Annotated in this window: 15 protein-coding genes; 5 read left to right on the forward strand and 10 right to left on the reverse strand. The window is 69.6% G+C overall.

Annotated elements, in window-relative coordinates; all coding sequences use genetic code 11:
- Nucleotides 1-14: 14 nt before the first annotated feature.
- Entirely contained in the window at nt 15-1,502 is a 1,488-nt protein-coding gene (locus tag NI1_RS25065; protein ID WP_067825169.1) for a serine/threonine-protein kinase, read from the reverse strand.
- 477 nt (nt 1,503-1,979) lie between these two features.
- Between NI1_RS25065 and NI1_RS25070 the strand changes: the two genes are divergently transcribed.
- Both NI1_RS25070 and NI1_RS25075 read left to right on the forward strand, forming a co-directional pair.
- On the forward strand, nt 1,980-3,743 hold the full coding sequence (locus NI1_RS25070) for a sigma-54-dependent Fis family transcriptional regulator (RefSeq protein ID WP_084523632.1): 1,764 nt from the start codon (nt 1,980-1,982) through the stop codon (nt 3,741-3,743).
- Between the two features lie 91 nt (nt 3,744-3,834).
- On the forward strand, nt 3,835-4,629 hold the full coding sequence (locus tag NI1_RS25075; protein WP_067825171.1) for a VOC family protein: 795 nt from the start codon (nt 3,835-3,837) through the stop codon (nt 4,627-4,629).
- Nucleotides 4,630-4,637: 8 nt separating this feature from the next.
- Here the strand turns inward: NI1_RS25075 and NI1_RS25080 are convergent, their stop codons facing one another.
- The 6 genes from NI1_RS25080 to NI1_RS25105 all read right to left on the reverse strand — a co-directional run bounded on the left by NI1_RS25080 (nt 4,638) and on the right by NI1_RS25105 (nt 12,727).
- Entirely contained in the window at nt 4,638-6,062 is a 1,425-nt protein-coding gene (locus NI1_RS25080; protein ID WP_245663395.1) for a glycoside hydrolase family 76 protein, read from the reverse strand.
- Between the two features lie 13 nt (nt 6,063-6,075).
- Nucleotides 6,076-7,191 (reverse strand): flavodoxin-dependent (E)-4-hydroxy-3-methylbut-2-enyl-diphosphate synthase, encoded by a 1,116-nt coding sequence (ispG, locus tag NI1_RS25085; protein WP_067825175.1) that lies wholly within the window; start codon nt 7,189-7,191, stop codon nt 6,076-6,078.
- Nucleotides 7,188-9,212 (reverse strand): 1-deoxy-D-xylulose-5-phosphate synthase, encoded by a 2,025-nt coding sequence (locus NI1_RS25090; protein WP_245663389.1) that lies wholly within the window; start codon nt 9,210-9,212, stop codon nt 7,188-7,190. Before NI1_RS25090 ends, ispG begins: the two co-directional genes overlap by 4 nt.
- Nucleotides 9,209-10,201, reverse strand: a complete 993-nt coding sequence (ispH, locus tag NI1_RS25095) for a 4-hydroxy-3-methylbut-2-enyl diphosphate reductase (protein ID WP_067825177.1) — start codon at nt 10,199-10,201, stop codon at nt 9,209-9,211. The genes NI1_RS25090 and ispH overlap by 4 nt, the downstream gene beginning before the upstream one ends.
- A gap of 89 nt (nt 10,202-10,290) precedes the next feature.
- Nucleotides 10,291-11,319 carry a polyprenyl synthetase family protein gene (locus NI1_RS25100; protein WP_067825179.1) on the reverse strand — a complete coding sequence of 343 codons (1,029 nt, stop codon included), beginning with the start codon at nt 11,317-11,319 and terminating at the stop codon, nt 10,291-10,293.
- A gap of 325 nt (nt 11,320-11,644) precedes the next feature.
- Nucleotides 11,645-12,727, reverse strand: coding sequence for a polyprenyl synthetase family protein (locus NI1_RS25105; RefSeq protein ID WP_067825412.1), 1,083 nt, complete (start codon nt 12,725-12,727; stop codon nt 11,645-11,647).
- 693 nt (nt 12,728-13,420) lie between these two features.
- Between NI1_RS25105 and NI1_RS25115 the strand changes: the two genes are divergently transcribed.
- Nucleotides 13,421-14,266 carry a 3-hydroxybutyryl-CoA dehydrogenase gene (locus NI1_RS25115; protein WP_067825414.1) on the forward strand — a complete coding sequence of 282 codons (846 nt, stop codon included), beginning with the start codon at nt 13,421-13,423 and terminating at the stop codon, nt 14,264-14,266.
- Nucleotides 14,267-14,323: 57 nt separating this feature from the next.
- Here the strand turns inward: NI1_RS25115 and NI1_RS25120 are convergent, their stop codons facing one another.
- Together NI1_RS25120 and NI1_RS25125 are read right to left on the reverse strand one after the other, a co-directional pair.
- Nucleotides 14,324-15,190: a GNAT family N-acetyltransferase gene (locus NI1_RS25120; protein ID WP_067825183.1), complete on the reverse strand. Its 867-nt coding sequence runs from the start codon at nt 15,188-15,190 to the stop codon at nt 14,324-14,326.
- Between the two features lie 139 nt (nt 15,191-15,329).
- Complete coding sequence (locus NI1_RS25125; RefSeq protein ID WP_084523633.1) at nt 15,330-16,703, reverse strand: MFS transporter; 1,374 nt, start codon at nt 16,701-16,703, stop codon at nt 15,330-15,332.
- Nucleotides 16,704-16,814: 111 nt separating this feature from the next.
- On the opposite strand from NI1_RS25125, the gene NI1_RS25130 reads away from it, so the two are divergent.
- Complete coding sequence (locus NI1_RS25130) at nt 16,815-17,702, forward strand: LysR family transcriptional regulator (RefSeq protein ID WP_067825186.1); 888 nt, start codon at nt 16,815-16,817, stop codon at nt 17,700-17,702.
- A gap of 76 nt (nt 17,703-17,778) precedes the next feature.
- Nucleotides 17,779-18,996: a cytochrome P450 gene (locus tag NI1_RS25135; protein WP_067825188.1), complete on the forward strand. Its 1,218-nt coding sequence runs from the start codon at nt 17,779-17,781 to the stop codon at nt 18,994-18,996.
- A 15-nt stretch (nt 18,997-19,011) separates the two neighbouring features.
- Here NI1_RS25135 and NI1_RS25140 read toward each other — a convergent pair whose 3' ends face one another.
- The gene (locus tag NI1_RS25140) at nt 19,012-19,860 is read right to left on the reverse strand and encodes a 1-acyl-sn-glycerol-3-phosphate acyltransferase (RefSeq protein WP_169815630.1); all 849 of its coding nucleotides are present in this window, start codon (nt 19,858-19,860) and stop codon (nt 19,012-19,014) included.
- Between the last annotated feature and the right edge of the window lie 120 nt (nt 19,861-19,980).

Raw genomic sequence — 19,980 nt, forward strand, 5'->3', positions numbered from 1 at the left:
TCTGCCTCGAGCGGTCACAGGGGTGCCTGCGCCCACCACCGGTCCCGGAGTTCGGCGCCGGTCGAGACGCCCATCACCTCCACTCGGCAGTGGCTGCGGGCCGTGTCATCGAAGTACACCTCGAGCATTCCGAAGGTGCGGCCCGCCAGCACCACCTCGTCGAGCTTCTTGGAGAAGGTGGCACTGCCCCAGAAGAGGTGGCCCGCCCCGCCGCCCCGGGTCCACGCCTCGTCTCCTTCGAGTTTGTTGATGAGCGAGTGATCGGGTTGCAGCGGAGTGCGATCGGTCCGGCAGATCACATCGAGGGTGAACACCGGGGTCTGGTCGCCGTAGCACATCAGGTCGCCGACCGTGACCTTCTGCTCGAACGGCAGCACCTCACCGCTGGTGCCGTACTCGACCGGAACACAGTTACTGAGGTCCTGGTAGCCGGTCGTATACGACGACGGCGGCAACAGTTCGGCGAAAACCTTGACCATATCGGCGTATTCACCCCACTGCTCCGGATCGAAGCCGTCGGCGTGGGGCTGATTCGCCTCCGGTGCCCGCTGCCGCCCGTCCAGGACCGTGAAGGCGGTCAGCGCCGCCCCGGCAAAGACGATCACCGATAACGCGGCCGCCCATTTCCGGCGGCGACGCCCAGGCGCGAAGGTATCGGCGACGACGGTCGGGGTCAGCACCTCCCGCGCTGCCGCCGCGAGCGCCCCACAACTCCGGAAGCGTGCGTCCGGATCCTTCGCCATGGCGATGGCGATCACCGCGTCGAATCCCACGGGCACTGACCGATTTCCGCTGGACGGCAGCGGCGGCGGCTCGTTCAGATGGGCGTACAGCACCGCGCCCGGAGTGTCGCGAGGAAACGGCAGTTTGCCTGTGAGCAGCTGATACAGCGTGCAACCTAGCGCATAGACATCGGTGCGCTGGTCCACCGGCCGGCCGTTGATCTGCTCCGGAGCCGCGTAGGCCAGGGTGGCGCTGAATCCGATAGCACCGTCGAGGGTGCTGGAATCGTCAGCGGGACGGGCGATTCCGAAGTCGGTGACCAGCACCCGATCTGCCACGCCGGGTTGTTCGGAGATCAGGATATTGGCCGGCTTCACGTCCCGGTGCAACAGTCCCGCCCGGTGCACCTCGTCGAGACCGCTCGCCGCCTGGGCCACGATCCACACCGCGCGTGCAGGATCGACCGGCCCGCGCCGAACCAATGCGGCGCAATCGATTCCGGCCACATACTGCATGGCGATCCACAACTGGCCGGCGTGTTCACCCCGGTCCCGGACCGCCACCAGGTTCGGATGTTGCAGCCGCGCCGCGATTTCGGCCTCACGCAGGAACCGCGCCCGGAAGCCGGGGTCGTCGTGATGAGTGTCCGACAGCACCTTGAGAGCGTCCTCGCGCGGCAGGCGCGGGTGCCGCGCGAGGTACACCGTGCCCATCCCGCCGCTGCCCAGCTCACGCTCGATGCGGTACCCGCCGAAGTCGGATTCGCCCGTATCGGCCAACTGCCCACCCCCCGAATCCGGATGCCAGGTCAGCAGCCTATTGCAGCCGGCACGCGGTTGCCATGCGCTTCAGCGACTTTCGGGGGCGGCCGAGCTGGGAAATTGATTCGGCGACTATCCACAACGACAACCGGCCCCGCTCGCGGCGAGCGGGGCCGGTTCGCCTTCGGGGGGCGATTTCCCGTGGCGCAACGCTGCCCCGGACCGGGACGCGACCTTGGGCGGGGAATCGCGGGCGACGTCGTTGTCGCCACGGTCCGGGGCAGATCCGCCGAACGGCGGCCGCGGCGCTCGGTCTGCTTTTTGCGCTGCGGCTGGATCTGCCGTCGGTGGTATCAGTTTCCACAGTGCGCGATGGATTCGCTGTCCTACTTTGGGACAGTTACGCCTTGACGGCGGGCGGGGTGGCTGCGGAGAATCCGAGCATGGCGGCGCGGCCTGGCCGTACGTGGATGATCCGATGCTTTTAGGAGTGCGGTGGACCCGGGTGATGAGGTCGTCCGAGTCGAGCGGGCGCGAGAGACGTTCGTCACCGATGGTGAGGTGCGATCCGGCGCGGTGTCGGGGTTGGTGCTGGCCTCCTGGCGGCGCTCGCTCGATGCGGGGGTCAGCGATCTGGTGAACGTGCTCGATCGCGGCTATCAGGGTGAATTGGATCTGACCACGCGGTTCGTGAACTGCGCGGTGCCCGTGATCGAGCGGCTGCAAACGGAATTGGCGGAGCTGCCGGTGACCATCGCGCTCACCGATCAGCGCTCGCGGGTGCTGGTGCGGCGCGATAACCAGCGCTTCCTGGGCGAGCTGTTCGATGGCGTGTACTTCGCTCCGGGGTTCGTCTACAGCGAGGATTCGGTGGGCACCAATGGCGTCGGCACCGCGCTGGCCGCCGGGAAGCCCGTGTTCATCCAGGGCCCTGAGCATTTCGCGGAGAACATCACCGTATTCGCCTGTGCGGGCGCGCCGGTGCGCGACCCGCTGACCGGCACCGTGCAGGGCGTGCTGGACCTGAGTTGCCTGGCGCAGGACGCGAATCCGCTGATGCCGGTGCTGATCCGCGAGGCCGCCCGGCATATCGAAGCGGAATTGCGGACCACAGGATCGCTGCGGCAGCAGGCGGTGCTGGATCGGTTCCTGCGCCTGGCGCGCAACGGCCGCGGCCCGGTGGTGGCGCTGGGCGGCGACGTGTTCATGACCGATGCCCGCGCGGATGCCGAACTGAGCGCCCACGATCGGGGCCGCCTGCGCGAGGTGGCGGTCGAATTGGCCGGCGCCCGCGACGGCACCGAGGTGCTGGTCGACCTGCCCACCGGCCGCACCGCCCGGGTACAGGCCAGCACCGTGCTCGCCGGCACCGAGGTGGCCGGGGTGGTCCTCCAGATCGACTTGGCCGTCCCCGAGCTACGCAGCGAGCGCCGGCACACCAAAACCGTTGGCATCCCGGAACTTCCGGGCGTCTCCCCGGTCTGGCGGGCCGCCGGAGCCGAAATGCTGGAGGCCGCCCGCGCCACCCGCCCCGTGGTGGTGAACGGCGAATCCGGCACCGGCAAACTCACCCTGATCACCGCCGCGCACCGGCGCGTCCACCCGACCCGGCCGCTGGTCTTCATCGAATGCCGTTCGGGTGCACCGAGATTCGATAGTCAATGGCCCACCGGCGAGCCGGCCACCATCGTGCTGGCCCACCTCGACGAACTCGATCCCGCGCACGCCCCCGCCCTCGCCGCCCGCCTGCACGGCACCGATCACCTGCGGCATTGGCTGGTCGCCACCATGACCACCGACGCCGTCACCGGCCGCCCCCGCGCCGAGGAGGTCCTGCGCCACTTCGGGCACTCCGTCACGGTCCCCGCCCTGCGACATCGCCTCGACGACCTCACCCAACTCGTGCCCCACCTGCTGCGCACGCTGGCGCCCCGCCGCGAGGTGGCCTGCGCCCCCGACGCCATGCGGGTGCTGTTCGGTCACGACTGGCCCGGCAATATCGCCGAGCTGCGCGATGCCCTGCACACCGCCCTGACCCGCCGTCCCGCAGGCGAACTGCGGCGCACCGATCTGCCCGAGACCTGCTTCGTCACCGGCCGCCGCACCCTGTCGCGATTGGAGGCCGCCGAGCGTTCGGCCATCGTGCGTGCGCTCACCGAGACCGGCGGCAATCGCCATCGCGCGGCCCAGCAGCTGGGCATTGCGCGTTCGTCGCTGTACCGCAAGATCGAGCTGTACGGCATCAAGCCGATCCGCTGAACCAGGCCGGTCCGAACCGGCGAGCAGCGTTTGCCAAAAGTGTGCCGTACTCTGAAACGGGCCTTGTTGAATCACTCTCTGGAGGATCGCAATGCCCACTCGCGACAATGCTTGGCCGCAGGGAACCCCGTGCTGGGTCGATTGTTCGGTCGACGATCCCGCCGCCGCCCGCGACTTCTACTCCCGTTTGCTGGGGTGGGAAATCCTGGACAGCCCACCCGAAGCCGGCGGCTACCTGATGGCCATGATCGACGGCAAGCCCGCCGCGGGCATCGGCCCTAAGATGGGCGACGACGTGGCCATGCCCTCGGTGTGGACCACCTACCTGGCCGCCGATGACATCGACGCCATCGCGGGTGTCATCCCCACCGCCGACGGCGCGGTCTTCATGCCGCCCTTCGACGTCATGGATGTGGGCCGCATGTGCATCGCCGCCGACCCCACCGGCGGCGTCTTCGGCCTCTGGCAAGCCAAGGCGCACACCGGCGCGGGCATCTTCAACGAACCCGGCGCGCTCTGCTGGAACGAACTGCACACGCCCGCCTACACCCGCGCCCAGGACTTCTACAACACGCTCTTCGGCTGGACCTACACCGAGATCGGCGACGGCGAGAACTTCGTCTACTCCACCTTCGCCACCCCCGGCTCCGACCGGCCCGCCGGCGGCATCATGGACACCAGCCCGATGGGCGGCGACCAGCCCCCGAACTGGCTCACCTGGTTCCAGGTCGAGGGAACCGATCAGGCCCTGGACAAGGCGACCGAACTCGGCGCGACGGTCATGATGGGCCCCGACGACAGTCCGTTCGGCCGGATGGGAATCCTGCGCGGACCGCAGGACGAGGTGTTCGGCCTCATCGATACGACGGTCACCACCGAACCCTGATCTCCCCGCTACCCGGCCACGAGCGCATCCACTGCCGCGGCCTGGGTAGCGAAATTGGGCCGGTCATCGCCGCCGAGCCCGCCCTGCCAGCGAAACCCGTACTCGTCGCCGGCACCCCGCAACGAGTCCGACTGCCCGGCAAGGAATTCCGCGACCGCTACGCGCGATACACCGCTGTCCAGCAGTTCCCGATACGCGCGAACGAAGACGCCCTTATAGATTTCCGCGTCACGACAACCCGAACCGGGGCAATCGACGGCACCCGGTTCGGTCAGCACGCCATCGCGAAGGAAGGGCGACCCGGAACCTGTTGCCGCGGCGGCGATCCGGTCGGCAGCGGTGATCAGGTCGGGGGATTTCGTGGCCTGATACAGCGCGACCAGACCACCGATCAGCGCGGCCTGACCGTACGTCCAGCGCCGATCCGCATCGACGAGGACACAGGTGCCGCCGTAACGGTCCAGGTGATCGTTCACCAGACCGGACGCGTCGAAAAGAGCGCGGCCCGAGGGCGTCGCGAACCACCCCCAGCTGGTCGCGGCCAGCTCGAGGTAACCGGCGCGCAGCGCGGGCTCGACCCGAGTGGACAGCGCGGCCGTGACCTCCAGGTAGAGGCCGTTGGTGATGGCGTTCACCTGATCGAAGGGGCGCAGACCGGGATCGACTCCGGTTCTCGCCCAAGCCAATCCGCCGTCGCAGAAGGATGTCCGCTGATCGCCCAGCCCGTCGACGATGCGGCGCGCGGCGTCGAGATAGCGGGGCTCCTGGGTGAGGTCGTAGCCGCGAATCCAGGCCGCCGCCCACCAGAGCTCGTCGTCGTTGTAGCCGGTCCGGCGAGGTACGCCGCGGGCGGCGATCTCGCCGTGGCGGTAGGTCTCGTCGAGGTAGCCCAGGTATTGGCGGTCGCCGGTGCGGTTCATGTATCCGATCAACGTGGTGAGCACATCGGCGCTCTGCCACGTACTGGAGTCGTTCTCCCACAATCCGGTTCGATGGTCGTAGCGATCGAGCAACCGTTCGACGGCGCGTTCGAGGCGGCCGGGTGCCGGATCATCCGCCTCGGTCCAGCGTGTGCACCGGATCTCCGCGCGGTCGCCCGCTTTCCCGCAGGCCCGCAAGCGATCACCGCCGTATCGGTGCGAATCGGTCCGGGCCGAGACACCGTTCGCGGGAACGTTCGCGGCATCGACGCCGCCGTCGCGAACCTGTCCCTTGCCGTCACCACGATCGAGCCAGACCGAATCACCCGGGGCGCCATTGTCGATGCGCGCCGTCGCCCGCCCGTCCGCGGCCGTGAGGGTGATGACCCGCGACCACACCCGCACCGGCGCGGCCACCTCCCGTGCGGGTTCCGGACGGGACAGCAGGTGGATCGCCGCCGCCAGCACCACGATGCCGGCGACGGCGCCCCATCGAACCGCCTTGCTTCCCATCACCTCCGACACGCTACGGCGTCGCCCGATCGTGGTGGGCGGTCAAGGCGAGCGCCTCCTCCAGGAGGGCATCGACGATCCGGTGTTCGGGTACCGAGCGCACCACCCGACCCCGCACGAAGATTTGGCCTTTGCCGTTGCCGGAGGAGACGCCGAGGTCGGCTTCCCGCGCCTCCCCCGGGCCGTTGACCACGCATCCCATGACGGCCACGCGCAGGGGGTGCGGGAAGCCTTGGAAGGCGGCCTCGACTTCGGCGGCCAGGCGGTGGATATCGACCTGCACCCGCCCGCACCCCGGGCAGGACACGATCTCGAGTTGGCGCGGGCGCAGGCCGAGCGATTGCAGAATGTGATTGCCCGCCTTCACCTGTTCGACCGGCGGCGCGGAGATCGACACCCGGATGGTGTCGCCGATACCTTCCGCCAGCAGCACTCCGAAGGCGACCGCGGATTTGATCGTGCCCTGGAATACGGGCCCCGCCTCGGTGACCCCGAGGTGAATCGGATAGTCGCAGCGCGCGGCCAGCAGGCGGTTGGCGGCGATCATGGTGCGCGGATCATGGTGCTTCACCGCGATTTTCAAATCCTCGAAACCGTGCTCGGCGAAGAGCGCGGCCTCGTGCAGCGCCGACTCCACCAGCGCCTCGGGTGTGGCCGCGCCGTGCTTGGCCAGCATGCGCCGGTCCAGTGATCCGGCATTCACCCCGACCCGGATCGGAATGCCCGCCGCCGCAGCGGCTTTCGCGATCTCCCCGACCCGGTCGTCGAACTCCTTGATATTGCCCGGATTCACCCGCACCGCCGCGCACCCGGCATCGATCGCGGCGAAGACGTACCTGGGCTGGAAGTGGATGTCGGCGATGATCGGCAGCGGCGACTTGCGCACCAGCGCGGGCAGCGCCGCCGCGTCGTCGGGTGTCGGGACCGCCACCCGGACCAGGTCGCAGCCGGCGGCCGTGACCTCGGCGATCTGCCGCAGCGTGGCGTCGAGATCGCGCGTGCGGGTGGTGGTCATGGTCTGCACCGGTATCGGCGCGCCGCCGCCCACCGGCACCCCGCCGATCCGGATGCGCCGGGTGCGACGCCGGGGCGGCAGCGGGCGCGGCAGCTCCACGTGCGCGATGGTCATGGTGAAACCTCCGACGTCGCGGCGCCGTCCATCCCGGCGCGGGCGCGCAGCACCGTGCGCAGGATCTCGGCGGTGGTGAGCCCGGCTTCGGCGAGCAGCGCGCCGCGTTCGCCGTGCGCCAGGAATCGATGCGGCAGCCCGAGCCATCGCATCGGAGTGGTGATGCCGTTGTCGGACAGTGCTTCCGCGAGGGCGGGCCCGACACCGCCGCGCCGGGTGCCGTCCTCGACGGTGACCACGAGGCGGTGCTCGGCGCAGAGTCGGGTGAGCTGCACCCCGATCGGCAGCACCCAGCGCGGATCCACCACGGTGGCCTCGATACCTGAGGCGGCGAGCAGTCCCGCCGCCTCGAGACAACTGCCCGCGAGCGGACCGACCGCCACCAGCAATACCTCACGCCCCTCGGCCCGCCGCAGCACATCCAGTCCGCCGCACCGTTCGACGGCCGGAATATCCTCGCCCACAGCGGCTTTCGGATATCGCACGGCGGTCGGCCCACTTTCGTCCGCCACCGCTTCGGCGAGCAGTTCGCGCAGGCGAGTGGCGTCACGGGGCGCGGCGATCCGCATTCCCGGCACCCCGGCCAACAGGTCGAGATCCCACATGCCGTGATGGCTGGGCCCGTCCGGCCCGGTGATCCCGGCCCGATCGAGCACGAAGGTCACCGGCAAACGATGCATCGCCACATCGCACAGCACCTGATCGAAGGCCCGATTCAAGAACGTGGCATAGATCGCGACGACGGGATGCATGCCCGCCATGGCCGATCCGGCCGCGCTCACCACCGCGTGCTGCTCGGCGATGCCCACGTCGTAGCAGCGATCCGGGTACCGCCGCGCGAACTCGCGCAGTCCGGTCGGCCCCGGCATGGCGGCCGTGATCGCGAGGATGTCATCGCGCACGGCGCCGATGCGCACGAGTTCCTCGGCGAACACATCGGTCCACGTGGATTCGGCGGGGCGCGGCGGACCGCACGGGGCCGATCGCGTCCCGCTCGCGGTGCCGCGAGCGGCGGGCCGCGCGGGACCGATGGTGTGCATGCGTTCGGGGTCGAGGCCGGCGGGTTCGTAGCCGAGGCCCTTGATGGTGACCGCGTGCACCACCACCGGACGACCCAGTCGCCGGGCTCGGCGGAACGCGGCTTCCAGGGCGGCGCAGTCGTGGCCGTCGATCGGGCCGAGGTAGGTGAAGCCGAGGTGTTCGAAGAGGTTGCGCCCCATGGCGTCCGGGCCCGTGCGCGAAGTGCTGAGCCCCGCGCGCAGGTCCGCCAGGTGGGCGGCGATCGCACCGGCGGTGGGCGAATACGAGTGGCCGTTGTCGTTGAGCACCACCACCACCGGGCGATGGGATGCTCCGATATTGTTCAGCGCCTCGTACGCCATCCCGCCGGTGAGCGAGCCGTCGCCCACCACCGCCACCACCGCGTGATCCCGTTTCCCTTGCAGCGCACGGGCTTTGGCGATCCCATCCGCATACCCGAGGGCGGTGGAGGCATGACTGTTCTCGATCACGTCGTGGACGGACTCCGCACGGCTGGGGTAGCCGGACAGCCCGCCCGGCTGCCGCAGGCTCGCCGCGAACGCCGCACGGCGACCGGTCAGGATCTTGTGCACGTATGCCTGATGGCCGGTGTCGAAAAGCAGGGTGTCCCTGGGTGACCGGAAGACGCGGTGCAGTGCGATGGTCAGCTCGACGACACCGAGGTTCGGTCCGAGATGTCCGCCGACGCCGAGCACGGTGCCGAGCAGCAACTGCCGGATCTGTGCGGCGAGTATCGGCAACTGCGCGGCGGGCAGTGCGCGCAACGCCTCCGGGGATTCGACATCGCGCAGCGGCTGCGGCAGCTCGCCGGTGTCGGCGGGCGCGGTCGCGAATGCCCCGGCCGCTCGGCCGGGAAGATCCGCAGCGGCGATCGGCTCGTCCACGATGGCGGTCGCACCGGAAGGCATCGCCGCGGGCGCGCCGGCGGCGGTGACCCGCGCCGGACCGGAAACCGCCGCCGAGGTCACCGAGGTTTTCATGACCGCCTCCGTACCGTGGCCGGGGGCGCGAAGAACACCTGCTCGCGTGAGCTGACGTGCTCACGCACGGTGAGCGGGCCGTAGCGGCGCAGCGCGCGCAGCACCTCCTCCACCAGCCGCGCCGGCGCGGAGGCCCCGGCCGAGAGTCCGACGGTGCCCGCCGGGATGATCCACTCGGCCCGGATCTCGGTGCCGTCGTCGATCAGATGGGCCGGGATCCCTTGGCGGCGAGCCACATCCACCATGCGCTGCGAATTGGAGGAGTTGACCGAGCCGATCACCAGGAACACATCGCTGCGGGCGGCCACCTCCTCCACCGCGCGCTGCCGATTGGTGCTGGCATAGCAGATGTCCGCGCCGGCGGGGCCGTGCAATCGCGGAAACCGTTGCCGCAGTGCGGCTACCGTCTCGGCGGTCTCCTGCACCGACAGCGTGGTCTGGGTGAGGAAACAGACCCGCTCGTCGTCGGGCACGGTGAGCGCGAGCGCCTGCGCGGGGCTTTCGATCACCACCGTCGCCTCCGGGGCCTCCCCCGCGGTGCCCTCCACCTCTTCGTGACCGCGATGACCGATGAGCACCACGGTGTTCCCGTGCGCCGCGAAACGCTTTGCCTCCGAATGCACTTTCGTCACCAGCGGGCAGGTCGCGTCCACTACCGTGAGCTGCCGCGCCGCGGCCGCCGCGCGCACGGCCGGTGAAACACCGTGCGCGGAGAACACCACGGTGGCCCCGGGCGGTACCGCGTCGAGCTCATCGACGAAGACCGCCCCGCGCGCCGCCAGGTCCGCCACCACATGGGTGTTGTGCACGATCTGCTTGCGCACATAGATGGGCCCGGTGCGCTCCGGATCCGCCAGCAGGCGTTCCACGGCGTCGATGGCCCGCTCGACCCCCGCACAGAACGAGCGCGGCGCGGCCAGCAGCACGGTACGCCGGCGGTCCCCGGACTTCGCCTCCAATAACGCGGTAGCGCAGGCTGTTTCGTTCATCTTCGGTCATCCTCTCGGTGCCGCCACATTGATGTGCTCGAGAATCCCGGCGGCCATGGCGGCGGACTTCCCCGGTGCTCGCGGCATTGTCACTTGTCGCGGTGCGCGACCAGCTGGGCGAGCGTGATCAGGTCCGCGCAGCCGGGCCGGTCGGGCAAGGCCGAGATCGCCTGCCGGATCCGGCGTTCGGCCTCCTGCTCGGTCCACCGGCGAGCGCCGCACTGGTCGATCAGCAGTGCGGCACAGGCGATTTCACTCGGCGAGAGCGGCCCCGGCACGCGATACAGGGCGGCCAGCGCACGCGCCGCCTCGGTGCCCGATTCCAGTGCGGCCACCACCGGCAGCGATCGTTTGCGCCGCCCCAGGTCGCTGGATGGTTTACCGGTGGTCGCCGGATCACCCCAGATGCCGATCAGATCGTCGACGGCCTGGAACGCGATGCCGAGCTCACGGCCGAACCGGTCCAGCCGGTCGACGGTATCGGCATCCGCGCCCGCGCAGAGCCCGCCCAGCGCACAGGCCGAGCCGAAGAGCGCGCCGGTCTTACCGACCGCCATCCGCTCGTACGCCGCTACCGAAGTGCCGCAGCCGATTTCGAGCGCGCAATCCTCGTGCTGCCCCCGGCACAGCTCGGTGACGGTGCGCTCCAGCCGATCCACCGCGGGCACCACGGCGCCGCCCGGCAAGCGCGTCGCGAGGATCTTGACGGCGAGTGCGTGCAGGGCGTCGCCGAGCAGGACGGCATCGGCCAGCCCCCACACCTGCCAGACGGCGGGCCGGCCGCGCCGGAGTTCGTCGCCGTCGATGACATCGTCGTGGATCAGGGTGAAGTTGTGCACCAACTCCACCGCCGCGGCCGCCGGCGCTGCCGCCGCGGCGGTCCCGTCGCAGGCCAGGGCGGCGGAGACGGCCAACGCCGGGCGCAGTGCCTTGCCGGAGTCGGCCCGGATGCTCGCCCCGTGCGCATCCCACCAGCCGAAGTGGTATCCGGCCATGCGGCGCAACGGTTCCGGCAGGGTGAGCACCGCGTCACGCAGGACCGGTTCGAGCACGGTTCGGGCGTGCGCCAGGATTTCGGCGGGCCGGTGAACGGGCGGGACGAAAGCTGTCACGGTCATGATGACGCTACTTTCACTGCGGGAAACGGGAATTGCCCAGTGGCGTCCGAGTTCGGTATCCGATGCCCGGAATTCGGGGCCCACTATTCGATGATTGCGGGCGGACAGCAATCCGTATTCATACCGGTCGGCATTTCTCCGCGTATTGGCAAAGCGGAATGTCCTGCGCTGTAGGGAGTTACACAACGGTGCGAATGCTGCGACCGATCGGACTCTCCGGAAGTGAGAGCGCTGCGAGTGCGCAAAGCGTGAACAAAGTCTACTTCCGAATGCAATTACAGTAAAGGTCTCAACTATCCGGCGGCCGTCTCGGAACCTCTCGCCGTCACCGATCGGTACAGGTGAGCCGTTGCGCCAGCGAACTCAGGAATTGCTTGGCCGGTCTCGGAATCCCGATGTGCTCCAAGGCATCCAGCGCCTGCGCCCGGCGGCGCGCCACCATCTGCTCGATCTCGGCGCGCGCCCCCACCTCGATCATGATGTCCCGGCAGATGGTCGCGCCGCGATGATCCAGGCCCGGATTGCCCAGCAGCGCACGCAATTCCACCGCCGAGCTGCCCCGCGCCCGCCCGAGCGCGGCGGCCACCAGCGCGGTGTGCTTGCCGGCGCGCAGATCTTCCACCCGGGAGCCGTCGGCGGCGCGATCACCGAAGACGCTGTGCAGGTCCTCGTTCAGATGCACGGCCTCGCCCAGGGCGGCGGCGTAGGCCGTCAGGGCCGCCTGCACCTCGGTGTCCGCGCCAGCGAGCCGCGCACCCAGTTGCAACGGCCGCTCGCAGGTGTAGGCGACGGTGCGGTACCGGATGATCTCCAGCGCGCGGTCCAGGTCGGCGGCGGGATCGCCGGTGGCCAGCAGATCCAGATATTGACCGTAGATCACCTCCACGCGCATGGCGGTGATCACCGTGCCGGCCGCCGCGCGCTGGCGTGCGCTCAGATGCGCCGTGCCCACCAGCTCGTCGGACCAGGCCAGCGCGAGATCGCCGAGCAGCAGGGCGGCCTGCCGGCCGAAGCGATCGGGATCGGGTTTGCCCGCGTAGCGGGCCGCCAGCGCGCACGGCATGGTCGGGTGCCCGCGCCGGGTGCTGCGGCGTTCGATGACATCGGTGTGGATGAGCACCGCGGCGTGCAGCATCTCCAGTGCGGCCGCCACCCGGATCACCGCCGCCGGCAGGCGTTCGCTGCCCCCGGCGGCATACCAGCCCAGCACGCAGAGCAGCGGGCGAATGCGCCGGCCGCCCGCGAAGACGAAGGAGTGCAGCCCGTCGACGAAGTCGGCGGGTAATCGTGCCCGGTCGGAGCCGCGGGCCTTCTCCGACAGAAAGCCTTCGAGCACGGTGTCCACCCGTTCCCGCACTCCGCGTAGATCGCTGGGCAGCATCGGCTCGCCGTTCACCGGGTCGGACATGTCGTCACCTTTCCGCGGCACCCCCGCAAGGAGATATAACCTTGCGTACGAACAGGATTCGACGCGCGGCTAGGCCGCGGATCGGTGCCGCTGATTCGCGGCCTCGTCACCCGGAAACCCCCGCTGGAGCGCCGCCGCGCCACCCGCTCCATTCGATTCGACCAATGCCCGCAGCAATACTTCCGTATTCATGGCCCGACCATTCTCGCCGCCCGGCGACCGGCCGGTGACATTGCCCGCCACCCGACCGCACCCGCGACCGATCCTGTTGTGCACCAGCATGTTTCAGCACAATGGGGCCCGCATGCCCCGTATTCGAAACTACTCCGAAACCTCGAGGGCCGATCGGGTCGGCCGTATCCGACCCGGGAAAAAGTGTAATACGGCGGCACAGCAACGGTAAAGCCATCGAAAGTCGGCCACCATCCGGACATTCGACCACGGACGTTTCCACCGTCCCCGATCCCATTGCGCCCTACCGGCTTTCGGACGGCTACCGCCCCGCCCCGCCGGGCGCCGCCCCCGAGCTGCCCGGCGACCCGCCTAGCACCGGCGGACTCACTGGTCGATTTGTTCCGCGGTGAGAGTCACCGAGCGGGTGTGGCCGGGCTCACCCGCGCCGCCCGCCGGAATCCGAGCAGATCGGGCCACGATACGGTTTGCGGAAAAGGGAACGATGAAGGAGAAGACGACGTGCAACGGATCGGTGTGATCGGTGGCGGCACCATGGGTGCGGGTATTGCCGAAGTGGCGGCGCGGGCGGGCGGCAATGTCCTGGTCCTGGAGCGTGACACCGCCGCGGCGGACGCCGCCGTCGACCGGATCGAGAAGTCCCTCGCCCGCGCGGTGAAGTCGGGCCGGCTCGAGCAGGCCGCCGCCGACGAGGCGCGGGCACGCATCACCCTGACCGTGTCCATCGACGACTTCGCCGACCGGGAACTGGTCATCGAGGCCGCGCCGGAGATCGAGTCGCTCAAGGCCGACTTCTTCGCCAAGCTCGACGCCATCGTGTCGCCGGAGACCATCCTGGCCACCAACACCTCCTCCATCCCGGTCATCCGGATCGCCAACGCGACCTCGAACCCGGGCCGCGTGGTGGGCGTGCACTTCTTCAACCCGGTGCCGGTGCTGCCGCTGGTCGAGATCGTGGTCACGCTCAAGACCGATCGCGCCGTCGCCGACGCGGTCACCGCCTACGCCCGCGACGTGCTGGGCAAGCGCACCATCGAATCCAAGGATCAAGCCGGATTCATCGTCAACGCGCTGCTGATTCCCTACCTGTGCAACGCGATTCGCATGTTCGAGACCGGCTTCGCCTCCGCCGAGGACATCGACGAGGGCATGGTCAGCGGCTGCGCGCATCCCATGGGTCCGCTGCGCCTGACCGACACCGTGGGCCTGGATGTCACCCTGGCTGTCGCCGAATCGCTGTACGCGGAATTCGGTGAGCCGCAGTACGCGCCGCCGGTGCTGCTACGCCGCATGGTGGAGGCCGGCTACCTGGGCCGCAAGACCGGGCGAGGTTTCTACACCTACTGAGCCGCAAGGATTTCCGGCGCGCGCGACCGCTCATCGGGCGGCGCGCGCGTCGCCGGTTCAGTGCGGGATGCTCGCGGGCGAGCGCGAAATTCGGCCGCCCAGGCGCTCGTTGACGACGAAGCCGTGGCGCCGGCACCAATCCGCGAGGCGCGGGACCGCGGAATCGTCGTCGCGGAAGGTGGGCACCAATTGGCCGACGATATACAGGTGCTGGGCGTCGGCGGCGCGGCACAGCTGCTGCAAGGTCGCGGTGCCCAAACCGGTGCCGCGCAGTTCCGGATTCACGGTGATGCCGTCGAGTTTCACCGTGTCGGCGTAGATCTCGAAATCCACCTCGACCAGATCGTCGGCCCGGCGCAGGGCTTCGATATCGACCGGCAGCGGGCGCAGCACGCCGGGTAGATGGTCCGAGAGTCGTTGCCGCGCATCGTCGTCCGGCGCGGCGCGGGTGACGGCCAGCACTTGCTCGGTGAGTTCGGAGACCACGACCCGATCCCCCACCGCCGCGAGCGGACGCGCCTCCCCGGCTGCCGCCGCGACCACGCGCAATTGCCGCGCCCACTGCGGATCGGTGGCCTGGTATCGCTCGATCAATTCGGTGAGCGTGTTCTCCAGGCAGATCGACACCCCGCGACTGCGCAACAGGCCGCCGGAGAGCACGCCCCACCGGCGATCCTCCGCCCCCACCCCGTGCTGGGCCAGCTGCCGTCGCAGCTCGTCCCGCCGGGCGGCGGCCGCCGCGATCGGCGCACCCGGCAGATAGTGCAGCCACCGCTTCCATCCGGTGAGGTTCGCGCGAATCCGGCCCGACGCCACCTCCGCACTGGCATCGAGATAGTTGCACAATGCTTGCTCGCGCCGCTCGATCAACTCACTCGTGCGGTCCTCGCGCTTCGTATCCACCGGCGACTCACCCTCGCTCATAACGAACCACGCTAGCGTCCAGTAGCCGAAGTGCTGGTCATAGGCGCGAGCGAGATTGGGGGAATCGCGGCCAGGCACCGGTTCGCGGCCTCGCGGCCGTCGACGCTGTGAGTTCGCCGAAGCGCCGGCCACGCGTTGGTTACGCCTCGATCGGGCCCGTCTCGACGGAGCGAATCGCCAAAACGCCCAGCAATATCGCGGCGATCGCGAACAGTCCCGCCACCGCGCCGAGCACCCCGTTCCAGCCGCCCGCCGCGTAGGCGATGCCCGCCGCGCTGCCCACCACCGCACTACCGAGGTAGTAGGCGAACAGATACAGCGACGACGCCGCCCCGCGCTGGATCGCCAGCGCCCCGACCCACGCGCTCGCCACCGCGTGCGCCGCGAAGAACCCGACCGTGAACAGCAGCACCCCGGTGAGCACCGCCGCCAGCCGATCCGGGATCGTGCACACCAGACCGACCCCCATGAGCAGCACCGACGCGGTCAGCACCCGATGATGGCCCCGCCGATCGGCCAGCCGGCCCGCGACGGCCGAGGCCACCGTGCCCGCCAAATACAGCACGAAGATCGACCCGGCCACCGCCGCGGGCAGCTCGAAGGGGCTGCGGATCAGCCGGTATCCGAGAAAGTTGTAAACCGACACGAAGCTGCCCATCAAGACGAACGCCAAGCCGAACAGGGCCCTCAACCGCCGATCCCGCAACTGCGCCACCAGATCACCCAGCACCGTCCGCAATCCCGCGGGCCGGGCCACGAACCCCCGCGACGGCGGCAAGGTCCGCACGAACCACACCGCACACCCCGCCGCCGCCACCGCCACCGCGGCCTCGGCCCAGCGCCACGACCCCACCGCGAGCGTGAACGAAGGAATCAGCCGCCCCGCCAATCCGCCGACGCTGGTCCCCGCCACGTAAACCCCCATGGCCGCGCCCAGCCCCTCGGACCCGATCTCCTCGGCCAGGTACGCCATCGCCACGGCGGGCACTCCGGCCAGGGCCAGCCCCTGCACGGCCCGCACCACCAGCAGCGCGTCGAGAGAGGTGCACCACGGCAGCAGCAACCCCAATCCCGAAGCCAGCATCGCCGACCCGATCATCACGCGCGTCCGCCCCACCCGCGACGACAGCGCACTCACCGGAATGATCGCCAAGGCCAGCACGCCCGTCGTCAGCGACACCGCCAGCGCGGCATGCGCCGGCGGCACCCCGAATGCCGCCGACAAACTCGGCAGCAACGCCTGCGCGCTGTACATGCTCGCGAAGGTGGTCAGCCCGGCCGCGAAAAGCGCCGTGATGATCCTCTTCTCCCGCCGCCGATCCACCGAGCCGAAGGCCCGCACCGATCGCGCCGAGCCATCCGGCGTCGGCACCGCGGCAGCCTGAGCCACCACCGGCGCGGCGGCAGCGCCCGACTCCGTGACCGACCGGGCCGCGGGACGCGGAGCGACCACCACGACGGCCCCGTCCGAGGCGTTGGCACGGGAACGGGCGAACCGATTCGTGGCGGTCATCGCGGGCTCGTGTACGGCGGCATAAGACCAGGCTGGACTTGTGGCGCTTAGAACGGAAATGCATCACTATCGAGTTGGTAATGCAAATGTCGCATTTAGCGAGGAGGCGGGGTGCTCGGGGCGGATCTGGAGTGGTTCACGACACTCGCGGAGTTGGAGAACGTGACGGCTACCGCCGAGCGGCTGGGTATCGCGCAGCCGACCTTGTCGCGGATGCTCGCCCGGCTGGAGGGGCGGCTCGAGGTGCGGTTGTTCGAGCGGCAGGGGAAACGGCTGGCGCTCAACGAGTTCGGGCGGGTGTATTACGAACACGCGCGGCGGGCGCGGGCGGAGCTGGCGGCCGGTCAGCAGGCGGTGGCGGATCTGGCGAATCCGGCGAAAGGGGTGGTGCGGCTGGCGTTTCTGCATTCGTTCGGGAGTCGGATGGTGCCGCGGTTGATCGGGGACTTCCGGCGGGAGGCCGGGCGGATCGCGTTCACCCTGGAGCAGGGGGCGGCAGAAGCGATTACGCGGCAGGTGGTGGACGGGGCGGCGGATTTGGCGATCGTCTCGCCGCGGCCCACCGATCCGGGACTGGGATGGCGGATGCTGGCGCGGCAGCCGCTGGCGTTGGCGGTGCCGGTCGATCATCGGGTGGCGGGGCGGCGGCAGGTGCGGTTGAGCGAGCTGGGGGACGCGGATTTCATTACGATGCTGCCGGGGTACGGGATGCGGCGGATCTTCGACGAACTGTGCGCCGCAGCGGAATTGCGGCCGCGGATCGCCTTCGAATCGACGGATCTGATCACGGTGGCGGGACTGGTCGCGGCGGGGCTGGGGGTGAGCATTCTGCCCGCGACGGAACCGGTGCCGCCGGGGGTCGCGATGGTGCCGCTGGCCGATGCCGGCGCGGTGCGCGAGGTCGGGCTGATCTGGTCGGCGACCGCCACGCCGTCCGACGCGGTGCGGCGTTTCCGGGACTTCGCCGAGGAGTGGGCCCGCGCGCGCGGAACCCGGTGACGGGCGGGCGCATTCACGCCAGACCCAAAACTACCAAGCGGCTGCTTGATTCGCGGTGGCGTGCCAACCTTGCTGCATGGATGTCGATCTCACCGCCCTCGACCGCTTCGCGCACGGCTTCCCGCACGAGGTATTCGACATGCTGCGCTCCGAAGCGCCGGTGTGGTGGCATCCGCCGACCGCCAATACCCCGGGCGGGGAAGGATTCTGGGTCCTGAGCCGGTACGCCGACATCGTCGCCGCGGCCGGCGACGGCACCACCTTCTCCTCCCACAGCGGCGGACGGCGCGACGGCGGCGGCACGCTCATCGAGGATCTGCCGCCGGAACGCGCCGGGGCGCTGCTCAATATGATGCCCGACCCCCGGCACGCCCAGATCCGGAAACTGCTGATGCCCAGCGTCGCTCCGCGCACCCTCACCCGCATCGAAGCCGACCTGCGCGGGCGGGCCGAGCAGATCGTCGCCGCCGCACTGGAGAAGGGCGACTGCGATTTCCTCGTCGACCTGGCCGCCGAACTCCCGCTGCAAGCCGTCGCGCAATTGCTCGGCGTGCCGCAGCAAGACCGGCACCAGCTCTTCGACTGGGCCACCACCGGACTCGACTACACCGATCGCGAACTCGGCCAGAGCACCGAAGCCACCCTGCGCGCCTCCGCCGACACCTACGCGTACGCCACGAAACTGCTGGCGGACAAGCGCTTCCGGCCCGGTGAGGATCTGATGTCGATCGCCGCGCACGCCACCGTGGACGGTGCGCCGCTCACGGAACTGGAGCAGCACATGCTGTTCAGCCTGCTCATCGCGGCGGGCAGCGAGACCACCCGCAACTCCATCGCCATCGGCATGCTCGCGCTCATCGAACGCCCCGAGCTGTGGAAGTCCTTGCAGCACAACCCCGCCCAGCTGGAGACCGCCATCGAGGAGATGCTGCGCTGGGCCTCGCCCACCCCGTACAACCGGCGCACCGCCACCCACGACTGCATTCTGGGTGGCCGCCGCATCCGGGCCGGGGACAAGGTGACGCTGTGGTGGGCTTCGGCCAATCGCGACGCCGAGGTCTTCGCCGACCCCCACCGGTTCGACCTCACCCGCCGCCCCAACCCGCACGTGGCCTTCGGCCGCGGCGGGCACTTCTGCCTCGGCGCGGCCCTGGCCCGCATGGAGATGCGCGTCATCTTCCGCGTGCTGCTGGACCGGGTCCGCGCCGTAACCCGCACCGGCCCGGTCGAATACACCCGCAGCAACAAGCACACCGGCGTGCGGCACATGCCGGTACGGATCGAACCGCGCTGACGCCGCCCCGCCGTATCAGAGCAGGTTGGCCAGCGCCGACAGCGGCCCCGGCAGCGCCTCGGCGTGCTTCTTCAGTCCTGTCACAACGGGATTCGGCGTCTCGGCGCGCAGCCGGTCCAGCTCGGCCTGCATGGTGCCGACCGTCTGCTGGTAGGCGGCGTCGACCAGCTCGCTGTCCTCCGGATCCCCGACCTCGGTGGACCACTCCAGCGCGGGCAGGAAGCTGACGCTCACGTGTGCGGGCAGCGGAATCTGCGGGAGGATCGGCGCGACGCCGAACGGCAGACCCACGGTGTACGGAAACACCTTGGCGCGCACCAGCTTATCAAGCTGCAAGAGTTTGGCGGTGCGTTCGCCGCGGCTGAGCACGAAGATGGAATCGTGGCCGCCGTTCGCCACCGCCGGAATCACCGGCACGCCCAGCTTCATGGCCAGCCGGATGAAGCCCTTGCGCCCGGCGAAGTCGATCTTGCCGCGGTCGGTCCAGGGCCGGCACGCCTCCCAGTCGCCGCCCGGGTAGACCATGACCGCGCCGCCGTCCTTCAGCCCCGCCGAGGCCGCCTCCTGCGAGGCCGCGATGACGCCGAAATCCCGCAGGCTGTCGCCGAGCAGCGGTGCGCGCAAAAGGATTTCGTGCGCGACGCCGAAGGTGGGCTCGTCCGGGCGGCGCTCCATCATGGACATGAAGGTGATCCACACCTCCGGCGCCCAGTAGATGGAGGAGTGGTTGCCGATCACCAGGGCCGGGCCGGACGCGGGCAGATTCTCCAGACCGCTCACGGTGGGCGTGAAGTACTTGGTGTAGGCCCGGGCCAACGGCAGCAGCGGGTGGTTCGGGTCCGGGCGTTTCATGGTTTCGCTCATGTGCCTTTCCTGTCCTGTCGCGGTGCGGAGGACGAGCGAGCCCATGCACCCCACGTCCGAATCGACGTCGAGCAGAACAGAATTGCCCCCGGTCACATCCCCATTGATAGAACCCGACTG

It is taken from the genome of Nocardia inohanensis NBRC 100128 (assembly GCF_001612945.1).
Lineage (GTDB): Bacteria > Actinomycetota > Actinomycetes > Mycobacteriales > Mycobacteriaceae > Nocardia > Nocardia inohanensis.